This window comes from Variovorax sp. UMC13, from assembly GCF_014170375.1.
GTDB lineage: Bacteria > Pseudomonadota > Gammaproteobacteria > Burkholderiales > Burkholderiaceae_C > Variovorax.
In genome coordinates, this window is record NZ_LZZW01000012.1 from 50,594 (window position 1) to 70,064 (window position 19,471).

The following is a 19,471-nucleotide window of genomic DNA, read 5'->3' on the forward strand; positions in this document are numbered from 1 at the left end:
CTCAGCGACCGGCCGCCGCCGTGGCCAGCGCGGCGAGCGTTTCGTCGACGCGCGGGGGCTCCGCGGTGCGCACCTGCAGCTGCAGTTGCTGCAACAGCGTGGCGGCCGTCTGCACGCGGCGCGACGCGGGATCGAAATAGCGGTTGAGCGAACCGGCCACCAGCGCGAGTTCGCTGCGCGCGGTCTCGGCCTGGCGCGACAGCAGCGCGAGGCGGATGTTGAGCAGCTTGAGCTTGAGGTTCTCGCGCAGGAAGAAGCTCTGGTCGGGCGCCAGCAGCACGGCCTCGGGCCGTTCGATGCGCCCCACGCGCACCAGCGAACGGGCTTCGCCGCGCACCGTGAGCAGCAGGCGCTCCCACCAGGGCGCGTCGGCCGGGATCGGCTCGGGCTGCCAGGCGTTGGCGCCGCCGCCGTGGCGCACCGCCACCGCATTGAGCGTCGGCAGGTCGTCGACACCGCGCATCAGTTCGTCGAGTTTGAGCAGCGCATCGCCGCCGTCGCTGCTGGCCGAGGCGCGCAGGCGGTCGGCGTCGCGCTGGATGGCCCGCTGCAGCGGCGCCAGCCGCGGTTGCGCGGCGCGCGTGATGCGCACGTCGGCGGCCTTGAGCGCGGCCAGCAGCGGCTCGACGTTGCCGGTGGTCTGCGCCTGCTGCAGCGCCAGGCGCAGCGTCGACTCGATGTCGACCACCAGGTTCTCGTCGCGCGAGCGCGACAGGCTCTGCATCAGCTCCTCGAGCTGCGAACGCTGCAGCGTCACCTCGGCCAGCCGGCCCTCGGCCAGCGCCAGCCGCGCGGCGGTGTCGCGCACCGTCTCGTTGGCCTGGCGCGCGAGCGTGCGCGCCTCGAGCGACTGCGCCAGCGAATCGCCGCTCTGGCGCGCGAGCTGTTCCTGCATGCCGCCGACCTTCTGCCACAGCACCAGCACCGTCACCAGCGCGATCAGCGTGAGCAGGGCCAGCAGGCCGAGGAAGATGCGCGACAGCACCAGCGCGCCGAGCGCGGCCGGCGCATGCCCCACGACCGGCACCACGGTCCGCGGTGCGGCATCGGATGCGAGTTCTTCGGGGGGCGGCAGCGCTTGACTCATGCGAACGATTCTATCGACGCGATCAGCGCCGCCTGTCCGGGCGGCGCGACCTGCACCGAACCGAAACCGGCGGCGCGCGCGGCCTCGCCGATGCGGGGATGGGTGGCGACGGCGCGGGCCCGGTCCCAGCGCAGGCCGGGCAGGGCCGCGCGCAGGTTGGCGATGGCTTCCCCGCTGCTGAACAGCCAGACGCTGCCGTCGGTGGCGGCCGCGCTCGCCAGTTGCCGCTCGGCCTCGCCCAGCACCGGTGGCAGCCGGCGGTAGGCCACGACGGTGTCGATCCGGCCCCCCGCGGCCTCGATCTCCCGCGCCAGCCAGCCGCGGCCGATGGGCGCTCCCGCGGCGTTGCCGCCGCGCACGATCAGCACCCGCGTGCCCGGCCCGACCTGGGCGCGCACATCGGCCCACAGGGTCTCGGAATCGAACTGCTCGGCGCCGGCCGGGGGCGCGTCGATGCCCGCCGCAGGCACGCCGGCCTCGCGCAGGCCGCGCACCGTGCCGGGCCCGGTGGCCCAGCAGCGCGGCAGGTCGGCGCCCAGCGTCACGCCCTGGAAGAAGTGCGTGGCCGCGGCCGCGCTGACGAACATCAGCGCCGACCAGTCGGCCAGGCGCTCGCGCACGGCCTGCAGCGCGTCGGCCTCCGCGACCGTGTCGATCACGATCAGCGGCAGCGCCACGGCCTCCAGGCCCGTGCCCTGCAATTCCGCGATCCAGCGTTGCGCCTCGCGCGCCGGGCGCGTGACGATCACGCGGCGGGTGCTCGGCATCGCCCGGTCAGCGCGCGCCGGCCGCGCGCAGTTGCGCCGCCACCGACACGCCCAGCGCCTCGGCCTGGGCCGGGTCGTCGACCGGGCCGGTGGTCTCGGCCTGCAACAGGGCGGCCGAACCTTCGGCGTCGCCCCAGGCGGCCTCGATGCGCAGCCGGCCGTCGGGCTGCCAGCGCGCATGCGCGGCCAGCGGCATCGAGCAGCTGCCGCCCATGGTGCGGCTCACGGCGCGCTCGGCGGCCGTGGCCAGGCCGTCGCGGCGGCTCGCCAGCGGCGCGAGCAGTTCCAGCAGGTCGGTGCGGTCGGCGCGGATCTCGATGCCCAGTGCGCCCTGCCCCGCGGCCGGCAGCATGGTCTCGGGCGCGAAGGCCGTGCGGATGCGCTCGGCCAGGCCCAGCCGCATCAGGCCCGCGGCCGCCAGGATGATCGCGTCGTAGTGGCCTTCGTCCAGCTTGCGCAGCCGGGTGTCGAGGTTGCCGCGCAGGGGTTCGATGCGCAGGTCGGGCCGCAGCGCGCGCAGCAGCACCACGCGGCGCAGGCTGGAGGTGCCGACCACCGCGCCCTGCGGCAGTTCGTCGAGCGTGGCGTAGCGCGGCGAGACGAAGGCGTCGCGCGGGTCCTCACGCTCGAGCACGCAGGCCAGCGCGAAGCCTTCGGGCAGGTCCATCGGCACGTCCTTGAGCGAATGGACGGCGATGTCGGCGCGCCCTTCCTCGAGTGCGAGTTCCAGTTCCTTGACGAACAGCCCCTTGCCGCCGACCTTGCTCAGCGAGCGGTCCAGGATCTGGTCGCCGCGGGTGGTCATGCCGAGCAGGCTGACGGTGTGGCCTCGTTCTTGCAGCAGCGCCTGAACATGTTCAGCCTGCCAGAGGGCCAGACGGCTTTCGCGCGTCGCGATCACGATGTTGCTCAAAGCCGATATCCAGTGATGAAGATGACCCGCGGGATGCTAGCATGTTGCGCCGCAGCAACGCTGTCGGCATACCCGTTCCACCGAGGAGAAAACGCGAATGACGACAGGCAAGAAAGCGCCGGCCCCCGCACCCCGACGCGCACGCAGTGAAGACCAACCACTGATCGACGACATCCGGCTGCTGGGACGAATTCTTGGCGATGTCATCCGCGAACAGGAAGGCAAGGAAACCTACGAGCTGGTGGAGAAGGTCCGCACGCTGTCGGTCTCGTTCCGTCGCGACGCCGACCAGGCCGCCGACCGCGCGCTGAAGAACCTGCTCAAGGGCCTGAGCGCGGCCGAGACGGTGCGCGTGATCCGCGCCTTCACCTACTTCAGCCACCTGGCCAACCTGGCCGAGGACCGGCACCAGATCCGCCGCCGCGCCGAGGAAGACCGGGCGGGCGAGAGCCCCGACGGCAGCCTCGAGACCGCGCTGGCGCGCATCCGCAAGGCGGGCGTGTCGCCGGCTGCGGTGGTCGAGTCGCTGGCCCAGAGCTACGTCTCGCCGGTGCTGACCGCGCACCCGACCGAAGTGCAGCGCAAGAGCATCCTGGATGCCGAGCGCGCCATCGCGCAGTTGCTGACCGCGCGCGACGAGATCGGCTGGCGCCAGCAGGCCTTCGCGGGCAAGAAGGACGCGCTCTCGCCGCGCGAGTACGCCGAGAACGAAAGCCAGATCCGCATCCGCGTCACGCAGCTCTGGCAGACCCGCCTGCTGCGCTTCTCCAAGCTCACGGTGGCCGACGAGATCGAGAACGCGCTGAGCTACTACGAGGCGACCTTCCTGCGCGAGATCCCGCGCGTCTACGCCGAGCTCGAGCGCGCGCTGGGCCACGACGGCATCGCGCCCTTCCTGCGCATGGGCCAGTGGATCGGCGGCGACCGCGACGGCAACCCCAACGTCACGGCCGAGACGCTCGAGTACGCGCTGCGCCGCCAGTCGGAACTGGTGCTGCGCCACTACCTCACCGAGGTGCACTACCTGGGCGGCGAACTGTCGCTGTCGGCCACGCTGGTCGACGTGTCGGTCGAGATGCAGGCGCTGGCTGAGCGCTCGCCCGATGCCAGCGAGCACCGCGTCGACGAGCCCTACCGGCGCGCGCTGACCGGCGTCTATGCGCGCCTCGCGGCCACGCTGCGCGAGCTCACCGGCGGCGAGGCCGCGCGCCATGCGGTCGCGCCGCAGAACCCCTACCCGAACGCCGAGGCCTTCCTGGCCGACCTGCGCACCATCGCCGAGTCGCTGAGCGACAAGCACGGCGCCGCGCTGATCGCGCAGCGCCTAGGCCCGCTGGTCCGCGCGGTGGAGGTGTTCGGCTTCCACCTGGCCACGGTCGACCTGCGCCAGAGTTCGGACAAGCACGAGGCGGTGGTGGCCGACCTGCTCGCGCAGGCGCGCATCGAGCCCGAATACGCGGCGCTGGCCGAAGACGCCAAGCAGACGCTGCTGCTGCGCCTGCTCAACGAAGCGCGCCCGCTGCGCGTGCCCGATGCGCAGTACGCGCCGCTCACGCACAGCGAACTGGCCATCTTCACCGCGGCCCGCGCCTCGCGCGCGCGCTACGGTGCCGCCGCGATCCGCCACTACATCATCAGCCACACCGAAACCGTGAGCGACCTGTTGGAGGCGCTGCTGCTGCAGAAGGAAGTGGGCCTGCTGCGCGGCACGCTCGACGACAGCGCGGTGCACGACCTGATCGTGGTGCCGCTGTTCGAGACCATCGAAGACCTGCGCAACGCCGCGCCGATCATGCGGGCCTTCTATGCGCTGCCGGGCATCAAGGCGCTGATCCAGCGCTCCGGCGCGCTGCAGGACGTGATGCTGGGCTACAGCGACAGCAACAAGGACGGTGGCATCTTCACCAGCAACTGGGAGCTCTACCGCACCGGGCTCGCGCTGGTGGCGCTGTTCGACGAACTCAACGCGCCGGCCGCGGGCGGCAAGAAGAACGCCGTCACGCCGATCCGGCTGCGCATGTTCCATGGCCGCGGCGGCACCGTGGGCCGTGGCGGCGGCCCCAGCTACCAGGCGATCCTCGCGCAGCCGCCGGGCACGGTGCGCGGCCAGATCCGGCTGACCGAACAGGGCGAGGTCATCGGCTCCAAGTACGCCAACCGCGAGATCGGCCGGCGCAACCTGGAAACGCTGGTGGCCGCCACGCTCGAAGCCACGCTGCTGCCGGCCGGCAAGGCCGCGCCCGCGGCCTTCCTGGGCGCGGCGGCCGAGCTCTCGGCCGCCAGCATGGCGGCCTACCGCAAGCTGGTCTACGAGACCCCGGGCTTCGGCGACTACTTCTTCAGCGCCACGCCGATCCGCGAGATCGCCGAGCTCAACATCGGCTCGCGGCCCGCTTCGCGCAACCCCAGCCGCAGCATCGAGGACCTGCGCGCCGTGCCCTGGAGCTTCAGCTGGGGCCAGTGCCGGCTCACGCTGCCGGGCTGGTACGGTTTCGGCTCGGCCATCGAGCAGTTCGTGGCCGGCGCGCCCAACGCCGCGGCCAAGAAGGAGCGCCAGGCGCTGCTGCAGCGCATGTACGCGCAGTGGCCCTTCTTCCGCACCTTGCTGTCGAACATGGACATGGTGCTGGCCAAGAGCGACCTCGCGCTGGCCTCGCGCTACTCGGAGCTGGTGGCCGACCGCAAGCTGCGCCAGAAGGTGTTCGGCATGATCGAGTCCGAGTGGCACCGCACCTCGGACGCGCTCACGCTGATCACCGGCGCCAAGCAGCGGCTCGAGGGCAATGCCGAGATGCAGCGCTCGGTGCGCCACCGCTTCCCCTACATCGATCCGCTGCACCACCTGCAGGTCGAACTGATGCGGCGCTACCGCGCGGGCGAAGGCGGCGAGCGGCTGCAGCGCGGCATCCACATCTCGATCAACGGCGTGGCTGCGGGGTTGCGCAACACGGGCTGACAGGCCCCGGCGGCCCGCGTGCGCGGGCATGTGGGCCGCCTCCTACACACGGTGTCGAAAGTCGCCGCGATGCGAAGAACTTGACACAGGGAGTACCCTGTCTCCTACGTCAGTGGCTTTCGCTCTCTCTCGCGCGGTGGTTGAAACAACGTCCTCACAGGAAACCGTGTCATGTCTTACCCGCACTCCCTCGCCCCGTCGAAGATCGACTTCGTCCGCACCGACGTCGATGCACTGGCGTCCCACATGCACCAGTGCGCGCGGGCGCAGGGCCGCTGGTCCGCGGCGAGAGGCCATCTGCAGCATGTCCGCGCGATGGCCGCCGGACGCATCGTCACCCTGGCCTGCGCGGCGGTCGTCCTCGGCATCGGATTCGCAGTCGCTGCCTGATCGGTGACCGCCGCCGCGGTGATCGCCCGCCTCGCCACCCTCAGCACCTACGCCCGCCACCTTCTCCAACGACCGCACGCACCGGTCCCCCCGCCCATCCGGGCCGAACTCTTCGGCACCCAGCGCTTCAAGCAGCATGGGCGCAGCCTGGCCCGCGCGCAGGGTGTCCAGGGTGCCGACGAGGCACACGCCAGCGCGCCCTTCTTTCCGCGCGTCGAGGAGAACCTGGCCTCGCTGCGCAGCGCCTTCGACTACATCGCGCTGATCTCGCAGAGCGGGCGCTATGTCTCGCCTGCGGCCGAATGGCTGCTCGACAACTTCCACCTGGTCGAGGCCCAGCTGCAGCAGATCCGCGAGGGCGTGCCGCGCAGCTACTACGCGCGCCTGCCCAAGCTGGCCGACGCGCCGTTGGCCGGCCTGCCGCGCGTCTACGGCATCGCCTGGGCCTACGTCGCCCATACCGACAGCGTGCTCAACAAGGAGCTGTTCACCGCCTTCCTCGACGCCTACCAGGACGTCGACGAGCTCACGCTGGGTGAACTGTGGGCGCTGCCCACGACCTTGCGCGTGGTGCTGCTGGAGAACCTGCGCCGCGTGGCCGAGAGCATCGCCGAGAACAAGGTGGCGCGCGAACTCGCGCACGCGGTCTGGGACGCGGCCGATGCGCTGTCGGCCACCGAGCTGGACCTGCTCTACGCCACGGTCTGCGAGCGCGGCCTGCAGGCGAGCTACTGCACGCAACTGTGGCAGCGCCTGCCGGCCGAGCGCGGCGCGCGGCCGCCGCCGCTGTTCGCCTGGACCGAGGCCAACTGCCCCAACGGACCGCTATTGGTCGAGCAGGCGCAGACCGCGCAGGCGGCCGCCAATCTCACGGTGGGCAACATCATCACCACGCTGCGCCTGATCGGCCAGGTCGAATGGGTGGACCTGATCGAACCGGTGAGCCGCTCGCTGCGCGTGCTGCGCGAACTGCCCAGCTTCGCGGCCGAGAGCGAACGCACGCGCCAGCAGATCACGCACGCGATGGAGCAGGTCGCGCGCAGCAGCGAACGCACCGAGCGCAGCGTGGCCGAAGCGGTGCTGCGCCTCGCGCGCAAGACGCCCGTGGCCAAGGGCCAGCGCTCGGGCGCCGAGCGCACCGCGGGCTACCACCTGTTCGGGCTCGGCCGGCCCGCGCTGGTCGCGGCGCTGGCGGCGTCCCGCCCGGGCAAGCCGCCGCGCCGCGCCGCGCGCACACCGCCGCGGCCGGCGCGCCAATGGCGCCTGCCGCTCTACCTGGGCAGCATCGCGCTCGGCACCGCGTCGATGCTGGCGCTGGTGGTGCATGGCCTGCACCGCGTGGGCGTCGGCGAGATCGACGGCATCGCCGTCCTCGCGCTGCTGCTGATGGCCTGGCCGCTGTCCGAGGCCGTGATCGCGCTGCTGCACCGCATCGTCGCGGAGTCGGTGCGCGTGCAGGCCCTGCCGCGGCTGGACTTCGCCACCGGCATCCCGGCCGCGCACCGCGTGCTGGTCGTGATCCCCACGCTGCTGAGTTCGACCGAGTCCAATGCGCAGCTGGTGCAGCGGCTCGAACTGCACTGGTTGGCCAACCGCGAGCCCTATGCGCAGTTCGCGCTGCTCACCGACTGGGCCGATGCGGCGCAGGCCACGCTGCCCGGCGACGAGGCATTGCTGGCCGATGCGCTGCGGCGCATCGCCGCGCTCAATGCGCTGCACCCCGCCGCCGAAGGTGCCGTACCGCGCTTCCTGCTGCTGCATCGCCCGCGCAGCTGGTGCGAGACCGAACAGCGCTGGATCGGCTGGGAGCGCAAGCGCGGCAAGCTCGAGATGCTGCTGCGCCTGCTGGCCGCCGGCGACGCCAGCGGCTTCCTGCCGCTCGCGCCCGGGCTGCGGCTGGCCGCCCCCATCCCCTACGTGCTCACGCTCGACAGCGACACCGGCCTGCCGCCGGGCACGCTGCGCGAGCTGGTCGCGATCGCGGCCCATCCGCTCAACGCGCCCCAGCTCGACGCCGACGGCCGCCGCGTGGTTGCGGGCTTCGGCATCCTGCAGCCGCGCGTGGTCACGCCGTTGCCCACGCGCGAGGAACGCTCGGCCTTCCACTGGATGTTCGCCGGCCAGTGCGGCATCGACCCCTACAGCAGCGGCGCCTCCGACATCTACCAGGACCTGTTCGGCAGCGGCTCCTTCACCGGCAAGGGCCTGCTCGACGTGCAGGCGGTGCACGCCACGCTCGACCGCCGCCTGCCCGACGGTGCGGTGCTGAGCCACGACCTGCTCGAGGGCAGCGTGGCGCGCTGCGCGGTGGTGAGCGACCTGGTGCTGATCGAGGACCATCCGCACCACGCGGGCGTGTCGGCCTCGCGCATCCACCGCTGGACCCGCGGCGACTGGCAGCTGCTGCCGCTGATGCTGCGCGCGCCCCGCTTCGGCATCGATGCGCTGGGCTTGTGGAAGATGAGCGACAACCTGCGCCGCGCGCTGGTGCTGCCGGCCTCGGCCGCGCTGCTCGTGCTCGCGGTCTTCAGCCAGGCGATGCCGCTGCGCTGGGCCTTCGCCGCCGTGGTGTCGGCGCTGGCCTTCGGGCCGCTGCTGGGCGCGCTGGCCGGCCTGGTGCCGACGCGGCGCTCGATCGAGTTGCGCCATTTCTTCGACGTCGGCCTGACCGAACTCGTGCGCGCGCTGACCGGCGCGCTGTGGCAGTTCAGCCAGCTGGCCGCGCAGACGCGACTGCTGCTCGACGCCACGCTGCGCGCCGCCTGGCGCCTCCTCGTGAGCCGCCGCCGCCTGCTCGAGTGGACCACCGCCGCGCAAGCCCAGGCCCAGGCGCGCTACGGCCTGTGGGCCTTCGTGCGCGCTTCGGCACCGCTGAGCCTGCTGTGCCTGGCGCTGGCCATCGCGGCGCTGTGGAGCCCGCACCCGCTCGCGGGCGGTCTGCTGTTCGGCCTGTGGGCGCTGGCGCCGCTGACCGCCTGGTGGGCCAGCCGCGTGCCGCGGGCCGACGGCGAGGCGCTGCCCGCCGCGCAGCGCGCCTACCTCGAGACGCTGGCGCGCGACACCTGGCGCTTCTTCGAGCACGTGGTGGGCCCCGAGGACAACCACCTGCCGCCCGACAACCTGCAGCTCGAACCCGAGACCACGACCGCCCACCGCACCTCGCCCACCAACATCGGCATGTACCTGCTGGCCAGCTGCTGCGCGCGCGACTTCGGCTGGCTCGACGATGCGGCGCTGGCCGCGCGCCTGGAGGCGACGCTGGCCAGCGTGGACCGGCTGCCCAAGCACCGCGGCCACCTCTACAACTGGTACGACACCCAGACGCTGGCGGTGCTGCAGCCGGCCTATGTCTCGAGCGTGGACAGCGGCAACCTGGCCGGCCACCTGCTCGCGGTGGCGCAGGCCTGCCGCGGCTTTGCCTCGACCGCCAACGACGACGGGTCACGCGCCGCGCTGCAGGCCCTGGCCGCGCGCTGCGAGGCGCTGTGCCACGGCATGGACTTCCGCGGCCTCTACGACCCCAAGCGCCACCTGTTCCACATCGGCCTGCGGGTCGACGACGACGTGCTCGACGCCAGCTACTACGACCTGCTGGCCTCCGAGTCGCGGCTGCTGAGCTTCCTCGCCATCGCCAAGGGCGACGTGCCGCGCCGCCACTGGATGGCGCTCGGGCGGCCCTTCCTGTCGGTGGGCGCGCAATCGGGCCTCAAATCGTGGTCGGGCTCGATGTTCGAATACCTGATGCCCGCCCTGGTGATGGCCGAGCCCGACGACGGCCTGCTGCAGGTGGCCAACCTCGCGGCGGTGCGCGAGCAGCAGGCCTTCGGCCGCGCCCAGGGCCTGCCCTGGGGCGTGTCCGAGTCGGCCTATTTCGCGCGCGACCATTCGCTGGCCTACCAGTACTCGCCCTTCGGCGTGCCGCGGCTCGCGCTGCGCCGCACGCCGCCGACCGACCGCGTCGTCGCGCCCTACGCCAGCGCGATGGCGGCGCAGGTCGCGCCCGGCGACGCGGTGGCCAACCTGCGCCGGCTCGAAGCGCTGGGCGCGCGCGGCGACTTCGGCTTCTTCGACGCGGTCGACTTCACGCTCTCGCGCCAGCCCGAAGGCGAGCCGCAGACCGTGGTGCGCAACTTCATGGCCCACCACCAGGGCATGTCGCTGGTGGCGCTGTGCAACGTGCTGCGCGACGGCGCGCCCCAGCGCTGGTTCGGCAGCGCGCCCCTGGTGCAGGCGCACATCGCGCTGCTGCACGAGCGCACCCCGCGCCAGATCATCGGCAGCGCCGACCCGCGCCCGCCCCCCGAGCCCAGCGTGGCCGACGAGGCGCCGGCCCACCAGCCGCGCCTGGTCGACCCCATGCAGCCGGGCTTCCAGCCCACGCACCTGCTGTCGAACGGCCGCTACACCGTGGCGCTGCGCGCCAGCGGCGCGGGCGTGAGCCGCTGGCGTTCGTTCAACGTCACGCGCTGGCGCGACGACCCGCTGCGCGACGGCCACGGCACCTTCTTCTACGTGCGCGACGCGAACGGCACGGCGCTGACCTCGCTCACGTCCCTGCCCGCGCCCGGCAAGGGCTGGCAGTACCGCACGCGCTTCCTGGCCGACCAGGCACAGTTCGAGGCCGGCGGGCCGGGGCTGCAGACGCGCATCACCGTGCTCATCAGCCCCGAAGACGACACCGAGCTGCGCACCGTCACGCTGCACAACACCGACACCGAGGCGCGCACGCTCGAACTGATCTCCTACTTCGAGCCGGTGCTGTCGAACCCCAAGGCCGACGAGGCCCATCCGGCCTTCGCCAACCTGTTCGTCGAAACCCGCTGGGACCCCGCGCTGCGCGCGCTGCTGCTGTCGCGCAAGCCGCGGCTGCACGGCGACGCGGTGGTGGCGGCGGCGCACTTCCTGGCCTCGACCGACGCCCACGTGCTGGACGTCGACTGCATGGCCGACCGCCGCGCCTTCCTCGGCCGCAACCACACGCTGGCCACGCCGCGGCTCGATGCGCAGCCGGTGGATGCGGCCGGCGCGCCGGTCAACGGGCTCGACCCGATCGCCTGCCTGCGCGTGCGGCTGCGGATCGCGGCCGGCGCCACCGCGCGCCTGAGCTTCGCGACCACCGCCGACCTCGACCTCGAGACGCTGATGCCGCGCATCGACCGCTACCTGCAGCCGATGCACGTCGAGCGCGCGATGCGCATGGCGGCCACGCTGGCGCAGGTGCGGCTGCGCGACCTGGCGATCGATCCGGTCAAGACCCGCGCGCTGCAGGACCTGACGACCATCCTCACCTACACCACGCCGCGCGTGATGAGCGACCGCGGGCCGATCGACCTGCGGCAGATCTGGCGTTTCGGCATTTCGGGCGACAAGCCGATCGTGCTGGTGCACATCCACTCGACCATCGGCATGGGCCTGCTCAACACGCTGCTGCGCGCCCAGCCCTGGTGGGGCTTCGGCGGCGTGGCCTGCGACCTGGTGGTGCTCAACGGCGAACCGAACTCCTACCTGATGCCACTGCAGCGCGAGATCGAGGCGCTGCGCGCCCGGGTGGCGCACGAGACGCAGAACAGCTTCCCGCGCAACGACGCGGCCGGCTTCTACCTGCTGCGCGATGCCGAGGTCGCGGCCTCGGAGAAGGCCGCGCTGTCGACCTTCGCGCGCGCGGTGTTCCGCGCCGACGGCCGTTCGCTCGAGGCCCAGGTGGCCGCGCTGCGCGACGCCGCCGTGCCCGCGGTGGCGGACGCCGCGGTGCCGCACACGCCGCTCGCGCTGCGGCCGGCGCCCACGCAGGTCGATGCCGCCGCGCAGCCGCCGCAGGGCGGCTTCGATGCCGAGAGCGGCGAGTTCCGCTTCGAGGTCGACCTGAACCGGCGCACGCCCAAGCCCTGGATCAACGTGATCGCCAACGCGTCCTTCGGTTTCCAGGTGTCGGAATCGGGCACCGGCTACACCTGGGCCGTAAACAGCCGCATGCACCAGCTCACGCCCTGGTCCAACGACCCGGTGCAGGACCCGGCCTTCGAGCACTACCTGCTGCAGGACCTGGACACGCGCGAACTGCTGCCGCTCACGCCCGCCAGCCGCGGCGGCAGCGCCGCGCGGCATCGCGTGCGCCACGGCCAGGGCTACACCGTGTTCGAGTGCCTGCACCACAACATGGTGCTCGAGACCACCTTCTTCGCCGACCGCGACGAGCGCATGAAGCTGGTCCAGGTGCAGGTGCGCAACGAAGGCGTCGGCCGGCGCCGCCTGCGCGCGCTGGCGATGGTCGAGTGGCAGATGGGGGCCGCACGCGGCGAGCGCCGCACGGTGCACAGCTGGAAGGGCGAAGGCCTGCCGGCGGTGTTCGGCCAGCAGCGCGAATCCAGCGCGGGCTTCGGCGGCAGCACGGCCTTCGTCGCGCTGGCCGGCCTGCCGGGCGCGGTGCAGTGGACCTGCGAGCGCAGCGAATTTTTCGCCGGCCATGGCGGCATCGAGGTGCCCGACACGCTGGGCCAGCGTGCCGGCAGCGGGCTCGATGCCTGCGCGGCGATCGGCGCCGAGTTCACGCTCGAGGCTGGCCAGGGCCTGCGCTTCTGCTTCATGCTAGGCCAGGCCGACGATGCCGAAGCCGCCACCCAACTGGCCCGCCGCTGGCAGGCGCGCGACGTGGACCAGGCGCTGCAACAGGCGCGCGGCTTCTGGGACGAGCTGCTGGGCCGGCTGCAGGTGCGCACGCCCGACCCGCTGTTCGATGCCATGGTCAACCGCTGGCTGGTCTACCAGACGCTGGTCTGCCGGCTCTGGTCGAAGGCCGGCTTCTACCAGGCCGGCGGCGCCTTCGGCTTCCGCGACCAGCTGCAGGACGCGATGGCGTTCGCGCTGACCGACCCGGCGCGGCTGCGCGAGCAGATCCTCGTCAACGCGGCACGACAGTTCCCCGAGGGCGACGTGCAGCACTGGTGGCACATGCCTGGCGGCGCGGGCGTGCGCACGCATTTCTCCGACGACCTGCTGTGGCTGCCCTACGCGGTGGCGCACTATGTCGAGGTGTCGGGCGACGCCACGGTGCTCGAACACGTCGTGCCCTTCATCGACGGCCCGGCGATCCCCGAAGGCGCGGAAGACGCCTACTACGCGCCGCACACCAGCCCTGAACGCGCCAACGTTTACGAGCACGGCGCGCGCGCCATCGACCACAGCCTGGCGGTCGGCGTGCACGGCCTGCCGCTGATGGGCACGGGCGACTGGAACGACGGCATGAACCGCGTCGGCCACGAGGGCCGCGGCGAATCGGTGTGGCTGGCCTGGTTCCTGTGCAGCGTGGTCGAGCGCTATGCGCCGATCGCGCAGTCACGCCATGAACACGCGCGCGCCGAACGCTGGCTGGCGGCACGCCAGGGCTGGATCGCCGCGCTGCACGACGCCGGCTGGGACGGCGCCTGGTTCCGCCGCGCCTTCTTCGACAACGGCGCGCCGCTGGGCTCGTCGGCCAACGACGAGTGCCGCATCGACCTGATCGCGCAGGCCTGGTCGGTGCTCTCGGGCGCGTCCGACACCGCCCACACGCAGCCCGCGATGGCATCGATGAAGGCACAGCTGCACGACGACGCCGCGGGCCTGCTGCGGCTGCTGCATCCGCCGCTCGCGCATTCGGCGAACAACCCGGGCTACATCCAGGCCTACCCGCCGGGCGTGCGCGAGAACGGCGGCCAGTACGCGCATGCGGCCGTGTGGGGGCTGATGGCGCAGGCGCTGTCGGGCGACGTCGAGGCCGCTTGGCAGAGCTTCGAGGGCCTGAGCCCCGCCCACCGCGCCCGCCATGCGACGCGCGGCCCGGCCTACGAGCTCGAGCCCTATGTGATGGCCGGCGACATCTACGGCGCCGCGCCCTATGTGGGCCGCGGCGGCTGGAGCTGGTACACCGGCTCGGCCGCCTGGCTGCACCGAGCGGCGATCGAGACCCTGCTGGGGCTGGTGGTGCGCGGCGACCGGCTGTCGGTCACGCCGCGCGTGCCGGCGCACTGGCCGGGCTTCGAGATGGTGCTGCGGCTGGACGGCCGGGTCGTCACGCTGCAGTACGGCGAGGCGCGCACGCAGGGCGTGGCGCTCGCGGTCGGCGAATGGATCGACTGGCGCCATGCCAGCACCGAGGGCGCGGCGGCAGCCGATGCGACGCAGGCCGTGTGGGTGTCGATCACCCCCGCGGCCGGTCGAAGCGATGCCGCGACTCAGAAGTCGATCGCGGCCGACAGCATCAGCGTGCGCGGCGCGCCGACGGTCACGTAGGTGCTGGTGACCCAGTAGGCCTTGTCGGCCACGTTCTCGAGGTTGGCGCGCAGGGTCAGGGGCTTGCCCGCCAGCTTGGTGACGTAGCGCGCGCCGATGTCCAGCCGCGTCCAGCTGGGCATGCGCAGCAGGTTGGCGGCGTCGTAGTAGGTCGACGAGGTGTTGATCACGCGGCCGTTGAAGCTCAGGCCCGGCACCCACGGGGTGTCCCAGTCGAGGCCGACGTTGAAGGTGCGGTCCGGCACGCCGTTGGCGTCGTTGCCCTGGTTCACGCCGCCCTGGGTGCGGGTCAGCTTGGCGTCGTTGAACGAGGCGCTGGCCATGGCGCGCAGGCCCCGCTGGAGTTCGCCGTACATCGTCAGCTCCAGGCCGCGGTTGCGCTGCTCGCCGCCGAAGCTGTAGACCTGCGTGACGGTGTCGGTCGTGGCGTTCGGCCGGGTGATCTGGTAGACCGCCGCCTGGGTGGTCAGCGTGCCCCAGTCGGCCTTGACGCCCACCTCGTACTGCTTGGACTTCTGCGGTGCGAACACCTGGCCGCGGTTGGCGGCGGTCGGCCCCGCGATGCCACCGGCCATCAGGCCCGCGGTGTAGTTGCCGTAGACCGAGATGTTCTGCTGCGGCTTGAACACCAGGCCGACCAGCGGCGTGACGGCGCTGGCGTCGTAGGCAGTGGAACCGTTGACGCTCTTCTGGTTGATGGTCTGGTCGCGCAGGCCCAGCGTCAGCAGGAAGCGGTCGCTGAAGAAGGACATCGTGTCGGCGACCGCCAGGCTGTACTGCGACAGCTCGGCCGTCTTGCTGGGTTCGCCGCGCGCGAAGTTGATCGCCGGCAGCGGCGACGGGTTGTAGAGGTTCGACGCGACGGGGGTGGTGGTCAGCTGGTAGAAGTAGCCCGTTTCGCGGTCCATGCGGTTGGCCGCCAGCACCAGCGAGTGGCCGACGGCGCCGGTCTTGAAGCGCGTGCGCAGGCCGATCTCGGCCGAGGTGGTCTTGTTGTACTCGTCGTAGTAGCCGTTGTTGACCGAGAAGTTGCCCTGCGTGTTGGGGCGCAGGTCGACCGGGCGGGTGACGGCGGTGGGGAAGTTCTGGTCGGTCGACACGTCGCTGTAGCCCACGCCGCCATAGACGGTGGTGTCGCTGTCGATGTCGAACTCCAGGCGCGACATCACGGTCTTGGCCTTGTCCGTGAGTTCGGCGCCCGGGTAGAAGCTCGAGCGGTTGTCGGGCACGGCCGGGACCTGGGTGATGCCGCTGCGGAAGGCGATCTGCGGGCGGAACTCGGTGGTCTTGCCGCTGGTGGTGAGCGCGTCCAGCGACCAGCGCAGGCGACTGCCCGCGTAGTCGATGCCCACCGATCCCAGGCCCAGCCGCTGGCGGCCGCCGTCGACGTTGCCCTCGCCGTTGCGCCACACGCCGTTGACGCGCACGCCCCACTGGTTGTCGTCGCCGAAGCGGCGGCCCACGTCCAGATGGGTGCCGAACTGGGCGTCGCTCATGTAGGTGGTGCTCAGGCGCGTGAGCGGCACGTCGGCGGCGCGCTTGGTCACCACGTTGATGCTGCCGCCGATGCTGCCGTTGGGTCCCACGCCGTTGGTCAGCGAGCCCGGGCCCTTGAGCACTTCCACCCGCTCGATCATCTCGAGCGGGATGCGGGTCGCGGGCGCGAGGCCGAACAGGCCGTTCATGGCGACGTCGCGCGAGCCGACGGCGAAGCCGCGGATCTGGAAGTCGTCGCCATAGCCGCCTCGCGCCGCCAGGGTGCGCACCGAGGCGTCGTTCATGACCACGTCGGCGATGGTCAGCGCCTGCTGGTTGTCGATCAGCTCCGAGGTGTAGTTGGTGGTGCTGAAGGGCACGTTCATCAGGTCGGTGATGCCGAGGATGCCCAGGCTGCCGCCGCGCGCGAACTGGCCGCCCGAGTAGGTCTTCTGCAGGCCGCCGATGGCCTCGGCCTGGTCGGTGACCACCACTTCCTTCAGCTGGGTCTCCGTCGTCTGGGCCGCGGCCCCTGCAGCGGCGAGCACGAGGCAGGCGCCCAGGGAATGACGCAGCAGGTGGGCAAGCGGCGTGGGGGCGAAACGGAAATCTGCGCGGGAAGAGGAACCGGAGGGCAAAGGCATGGAGACGAACGGGAGGAGAAAGGAGGATGGGCACCGGGGGCCGGGCGCACCGGACAGCCGGGCGTCGGCAAGGCGGCGCTGGCACGCGATGTGTCATTCCGGCTCAAAGCGAAACGGAATAACAATGATTCTTATTATATAAACGCATGTAACGAATCTCGTCGCCCTGCCCTCAACAAGAAACAAACGTGGATGGATTGTTGTTCGAGTGCGACGCCGTCGGCACCCGCAGGCCTGCGCTAGGGCGTGGCGGCCAGGCCTTCCTCGGCGCGTATGTAACCCGGCTGCAGCAGCAGCGCACGCCGGTAGTCGGCCCTCGCATCGGCGGGACGGCCGGCGCGGACCAGCAGGTCGGCGCGGTTGCAGAGGATCTGCGCGCTGGGCGGCTGCGCCGCGATGGCGGCGCCGTAGGCGGCCAGCGCTTCGGGATCGCGGCCCAGGTCGTGCAGCAGGCCGGCGCGCAGGTTGTGCGCGATGCTCCAGCCGGGCGCGCGGGCGACCAGCGCATCGACGGTCGCCAGCGCGTCTGCCGGGCGCCCCAGTTCGGCCTCGATGCCGGCCCGGCGCACCGCGAACCAGCGGTTGTCGGGCGCCAGCCGCGTCGCGCGCTCCATGTGCGCGAGCGCTTCGAAGAGCTGGCCGTCGCGGGCCAGGAGCGAGGCGATGAAGTTCTGCACGTCGGCCTGCTCCGGGTAGGCCGCCTCCAGCGCCTGCGCGCGCTGCAGCGCCAGCGCCAGGTCGCCCTCGCGCACCGCCTGCCCGATGCGCGCGTTGCGCTCGCGCGCGTCCGGGGGCAGCCCGCGGATGCGGGCCGCCAGCGCCCGCTGCTCGGTGCGCATTTCCTGGCGGTAGGCGTCGTCGAGATCCTCGGGGCCCGGCGTGCGCGGCTGCGCCGAGGCAGCGGCCGCGCACAGCAGCGTCGCCACCAGGAGCTGCGCGCGGCCCGGGCGGCGCAGCCCTTCAGTCACCGAGCAGTTCGCCGATGGGCTGCAGGTCCTCGACCCGGTCGCAGATGGACTTCACGACCATCATGATCGGGATGCCCAGCAGCAGCCCCCAGATGCCCCAGAGCCAGCCCCAGAAGATCACGCCGATGAACACCGCCACCGGGTTCATGCGGCTGGTGCGGCTGGTGAGCCAGGGCACCAGCAGGTTGCCCACCAGCGTGTGGATCAACAGCGAGGTGCCGCCCACCCCCAGCGCCATCTCGACCCCGTTGAACTGCAGGAAGGCCACCAGCGCCGAGGCGCCCATCACGATCACCGAGCCCACGTAGGGGATCAGGTTGGTGACCGCCGCGAGGATGCCCCAGACCGCCGCGTTCTCCAGCCCGATGGCCCAGAAAGCCAGGCCGGTGGCGACGCCCACCAGTGCGCTGCTGGCGATCTGCACCAGCAGGTAGCGCTGGATGTGGCCGGTGATGTCGTCCAGCACATGCACCGTGACCCGCTTCTTGCTGAGGCTGTTGCCCGCGATCTTCACCAGCTTGCGCCGGAAGGTGTCGCCCGAGCACAGCGCGAAGAAGGTCAGGAAGGCCACCAGCGTGAGCTGGCCGGCCGCGGTCATGAGGCCGACCGTGCCGCTCCAGAGGTAGTCGCGCACGTTGAAGGGCGGGCGCTCGACGATCACCCGCTGCACGCCGCGCCGCGCGGCCGGCGCCGCCTGCGCGGCCTGCTCGAGCTGGGCGGCGGCCTTCTGCACGGTGTCGAGCGCACTGGCGTTGTCGCTCGGCCCGCGCACCATCGCCAGGCGCAGCTTCTGCGCGGCCAGCGGCAGCGAGTCGACCAGTTCGGTCGCGCTGCCCGACAGCGAATAGCCGGTCCAGCCCAAGGCGCCGCCGATGGCCAGCAGGATCGCCGCCGCGGCCAGCGCGCGCGGCACGTGCCAGCGCACCAGCCGGTTGACCACCGGCGCCAGCGCGTAGGTCGCCAGCAGGCTCAGCATCAGCGGAATGAAGACCGCCGCGGCCCAGTGCAGGGCGAACACGCTGGCCAGCACCGCGACCAGCACCAGCGAGGCGCTGCGCACGTCGACCGGCATCTGGAGCAGCACACGGTCGCGCGCCTCTTCGGCCGCTTCCTGCATGACTTCGCGCACCACGTCCGGCGCCGGCGCGGGGGTGCCGTCGGCGGGCAGGGGCTCGGGCTCGGGGGCCGCCTCGACCGGCACGCCCTCGATGGGATGGATGGCACTCATGGCGTCTCCTTCAAAGCTTCACGCACGCAGGCCAGCTGGCGGCGCGACACCACCACCGGCTCCGCGATGCCGTCCAGGCGCAGGGCCCAGCCTTCGGCGTCCTCGCCGTCGTCGTATTTCTCGAGCGCGCGGATCGCGGCGCGCGCCACCAGCGCATTGCGGTGCACGCGAACGAAGTGCTGCGGGTAGCGCGCCTCGAAATCGGCCAGCGAGCCGTCGAGGATGTGGCTGCGGGTGGCGGTGCGCACCGTGAGGTACTTGTATTCCGACTTGAGGTAGAGCACCGAGGCCAGCGGCACGCGCTCGGTGCGGCCGCGGTCCTGGATCAGCAGGTGCGGCTGCGGCGGCGCTTCGGGCGCCGGCGCGCGCTGTTCCTTGAGATGGCGCTCGACCTTCTGCAAGGCCTGCTGCAGGCGCTCGACGCGCACCGGCTTGGTCAGGTAGTCGACCGCGTCGAGCTCGAAGGCGGTCACGGCATGGGCCGCGTGGGCGGTGACGAACACCACGGCCGGCGCGTCGGGCCGGCCCTGCAGGCTGCGCGCGAAGGCCAGGCCGTCCATGCCCGGCATGTGGATGTCGAGCAGCACCAGGTCGAGCCGCAGGCGATCGACCTGTTCGCGCGCCTGCTCGGCGTTCGCGGCCTCCCCCACCACCTCGGCGCCGGGCGTTCGGCAATCGCCCAGCAGCGTGCGCAGGCGCGAGCGCGCCAGCGCTTCGTCATCGACGATCAGGATTCTCAGTGTCATTTTTTTCTCTCCTCCCTCCAACCCGTGG

At 72.0% G+C, this 19,471-nt stretch carries 10 protein-coding genes; 3 read left to right on the forward strand and 7 right to left on the reverse strand.

Going from position 1 to position 19,471, the window contains the following annotated elements; translation table 11 throughout:
• Position 1 precedes the first annotated feature (1 nt).
• Genes A9977_RS08785 through hemC form a run of 3 tightly spaced genes read right to left on the reverse strand, consistent with a single transcriptional unit; the run spans position 2 to position 2,767 of the window.
• The gene (locus A9977_RS08785) at positions 2 to 1,087 is read right to left on the reverse strand and encodes a uroporphyrinogen-III C-methyltransferase (protein ID WP_183024512.1); all 1,086 of its coding nucleotides are present in this window, start codon (positions 1,085 to 1,087) and stop codon (positions 2 to 4) included.
• Entirely contained in the window at positions 1,084 to 1,854 is a 771-nt protein-coding gene (locus A9977_RS08790) for a uroporphyrinogen-III synthase (RefSeq protein ID WP_183024513.1), read from the reverse strand. The genes A9977_RS08785 and A9977_RS08790 overlap by 4 nt, the downstream gene beginning before the upstream one ends.
• 7 nt (positions 1,855 to 1,861) lie before the next feature.
• Entirely contained in the window at positions 1,862 to 2,767 is a 906-nt protein-coding gene (gene hemC / locus A9977_RS08795; protein ID WP_183024514.1) for a hydroxymethylbilane synthase, read from the reverse strand.
• 97 nt (positions 2,768 to 2,864) lie between these two features.
• On the opposite strand from hemC, the gene ppc reads away from it, so the two are divergent.
• The 3 genes from ppc (at position 2,865) to A9977_RS34590 (ending at position 14,381) form a co-directional block, all read left to right on the forward strand.
• Positions 2,865 to 5,723 carry a phosphoenolpyruvate carboxylase gene (gene ppc, locus A9977_RS08800; RefSeq protein WP_183024515.1) on the forward strand — a complete coding sequence of 953 codons (2,859 nt, stop codon included), beginning with the start codon at positions 2,865 to 2,867 and terminating at the stop codon, positions 5,721 to 5,723.
• Positions 5,724 to 5,894: 171 nt separating this feature from the next.
• The gene (locus A9977_RS08805; protein WP_183024516.1) at positions 5,895 to 6,113 is read left to right on the forward strand and encodes a hypothetical protein; all 219 of its coding nucleotides are present in this window, start codon (positions 5,895 to 5,897) and stop codon (positions 6,111 to 6,113) included.
• A 3-nt stretch (positions 6,114 to 6,116) separates the two neighbouring features.
• Positions 6,117 to 14,381 carry a GH36-type glycosyl hydrolase domain-containing protein gene (locus A9977_RS34590; protein WP_183024517.1) on the forward strand — a complete coding sequence of 2,755 codons (8,265 nt, stop codon included), beginning with the start codon at positions 6,117 to 6,119 and terminating at the stop codon, positions 14,379 to 14,381.
• On the opposite strand, the gene A9977_RS08815 is transcribed toward A9977_RS34590, so the two are convergent.
• The 4 genes from A9977_RS08815 to A9977_RS08830 all read right to left on the reverse strand — a co-directional run bounded on the left by A9977_RS08815 (position 14,324) and on the right by A9977_RS08830 (position 19,443).
• Positions 14,324 to 16,501, reverse strand: a complete 2,178-nt coding sequence (locus A9977_RS08815; RefSeq protein ID WP_183024518.1) for a TonB-dependent siderophore receptor — start codon at positions 16,499 to 16,501, stop codon at positions 14,324 to 14,326. The two genes, A9977_RS34590 and A9977_RS08815, sit on opposite strands and share 58 nt — an antisense overlap.
• A gap of 239 nt (positions 16,502 to 16,740) precedes the next feature.
• Complete coding sequence (locus A9977_RS08820) at positions 16,741 to 17,469, reverse strand: tetratricopeptide repeat protein (RefSeq protein WP_183024519.1); 729 nt, start codon at positions 17,467 to 17,469, stop codon at positions 16,741 to 16,743.
• On the reverse strand, positions 17,462 to 18,697 hold the full coding sequence (locus A9977_RS08825; RefSeq protein WP_183024520.1) for an AI-2E family transporter: 1,236 nt from the start codon (positions 18,695 to 18,697) through the stop codon (positions 17,462 to 17,464). Before A9977_RS08825 ends, A9977_RS08820 begins: the two co-directional genes overlap by 8 nt.
• Entirely contained in the window at positions 18,694 to 19,443 is a 750-nt protein-coding gene (locus A9977_RS08830; RefSeq protein WP_183024521.1) for a LytTR family DNA-binding domain-containing protein, read from the reverse strand. The genes A9977_RS08825 and A9977_RS08830 overlap by 4 nt, the downstream gene beginning before the upstream one ends.
• Positions 19,444 to 19,471: the final 28 nt, after the last annotated feature.

Coding starts and splice junctions, on each gene's coding strand:
- A9977_RS08815 (WP_183024518.1), bottom strand. CDS start 16,501: ATGCCTTTGCCCTCCGGTTCCTCTTCCCGCGCAGATTTCCGTTTCGCC.
- A9977_RS08805 (WP_183024516.1), top strand. CDS start 5,895: ATGTCTTACCCGCACTCCCTCGCCCCGTCGAAGATCGACTTCGTCCGC.
- A9977_RS08830 (WP_183024521.1), bottom strand. CDS start 19,443: ATGACACTGAGAATCCTGATCGTCGATGACGAAGCGCTGGCGCGCTCG.
- A9977_RS08785 (WP_183024512.1), bottom strand. CDS start 1,087: ATGAGTCAAGCGCTGCCGCCCCCCGAAGAACTCGCATCCGATGCCGCA.
- ppc (WP_183024515.1), top strand. CDS start 2,865: ATGACGACAGGCAAGAAAGCGCCGGCCCCCGCACCCCGACGCGCACGC.
- A9977_RS08790 (WP_183024513.1), bottom strand. CDS start 1,854: ATGCCGAGCACCCGCCGCGTGATCGTCACGCGCCCGGCGCGCGAGGCG.
- A9977_RS08825 (WP_183024520.1), bottom strand. CDS start 18,697: ATGAGTGCCATCCATCCCATCGAGGGCGTGCCGGTCGAGGCGGCCCCC.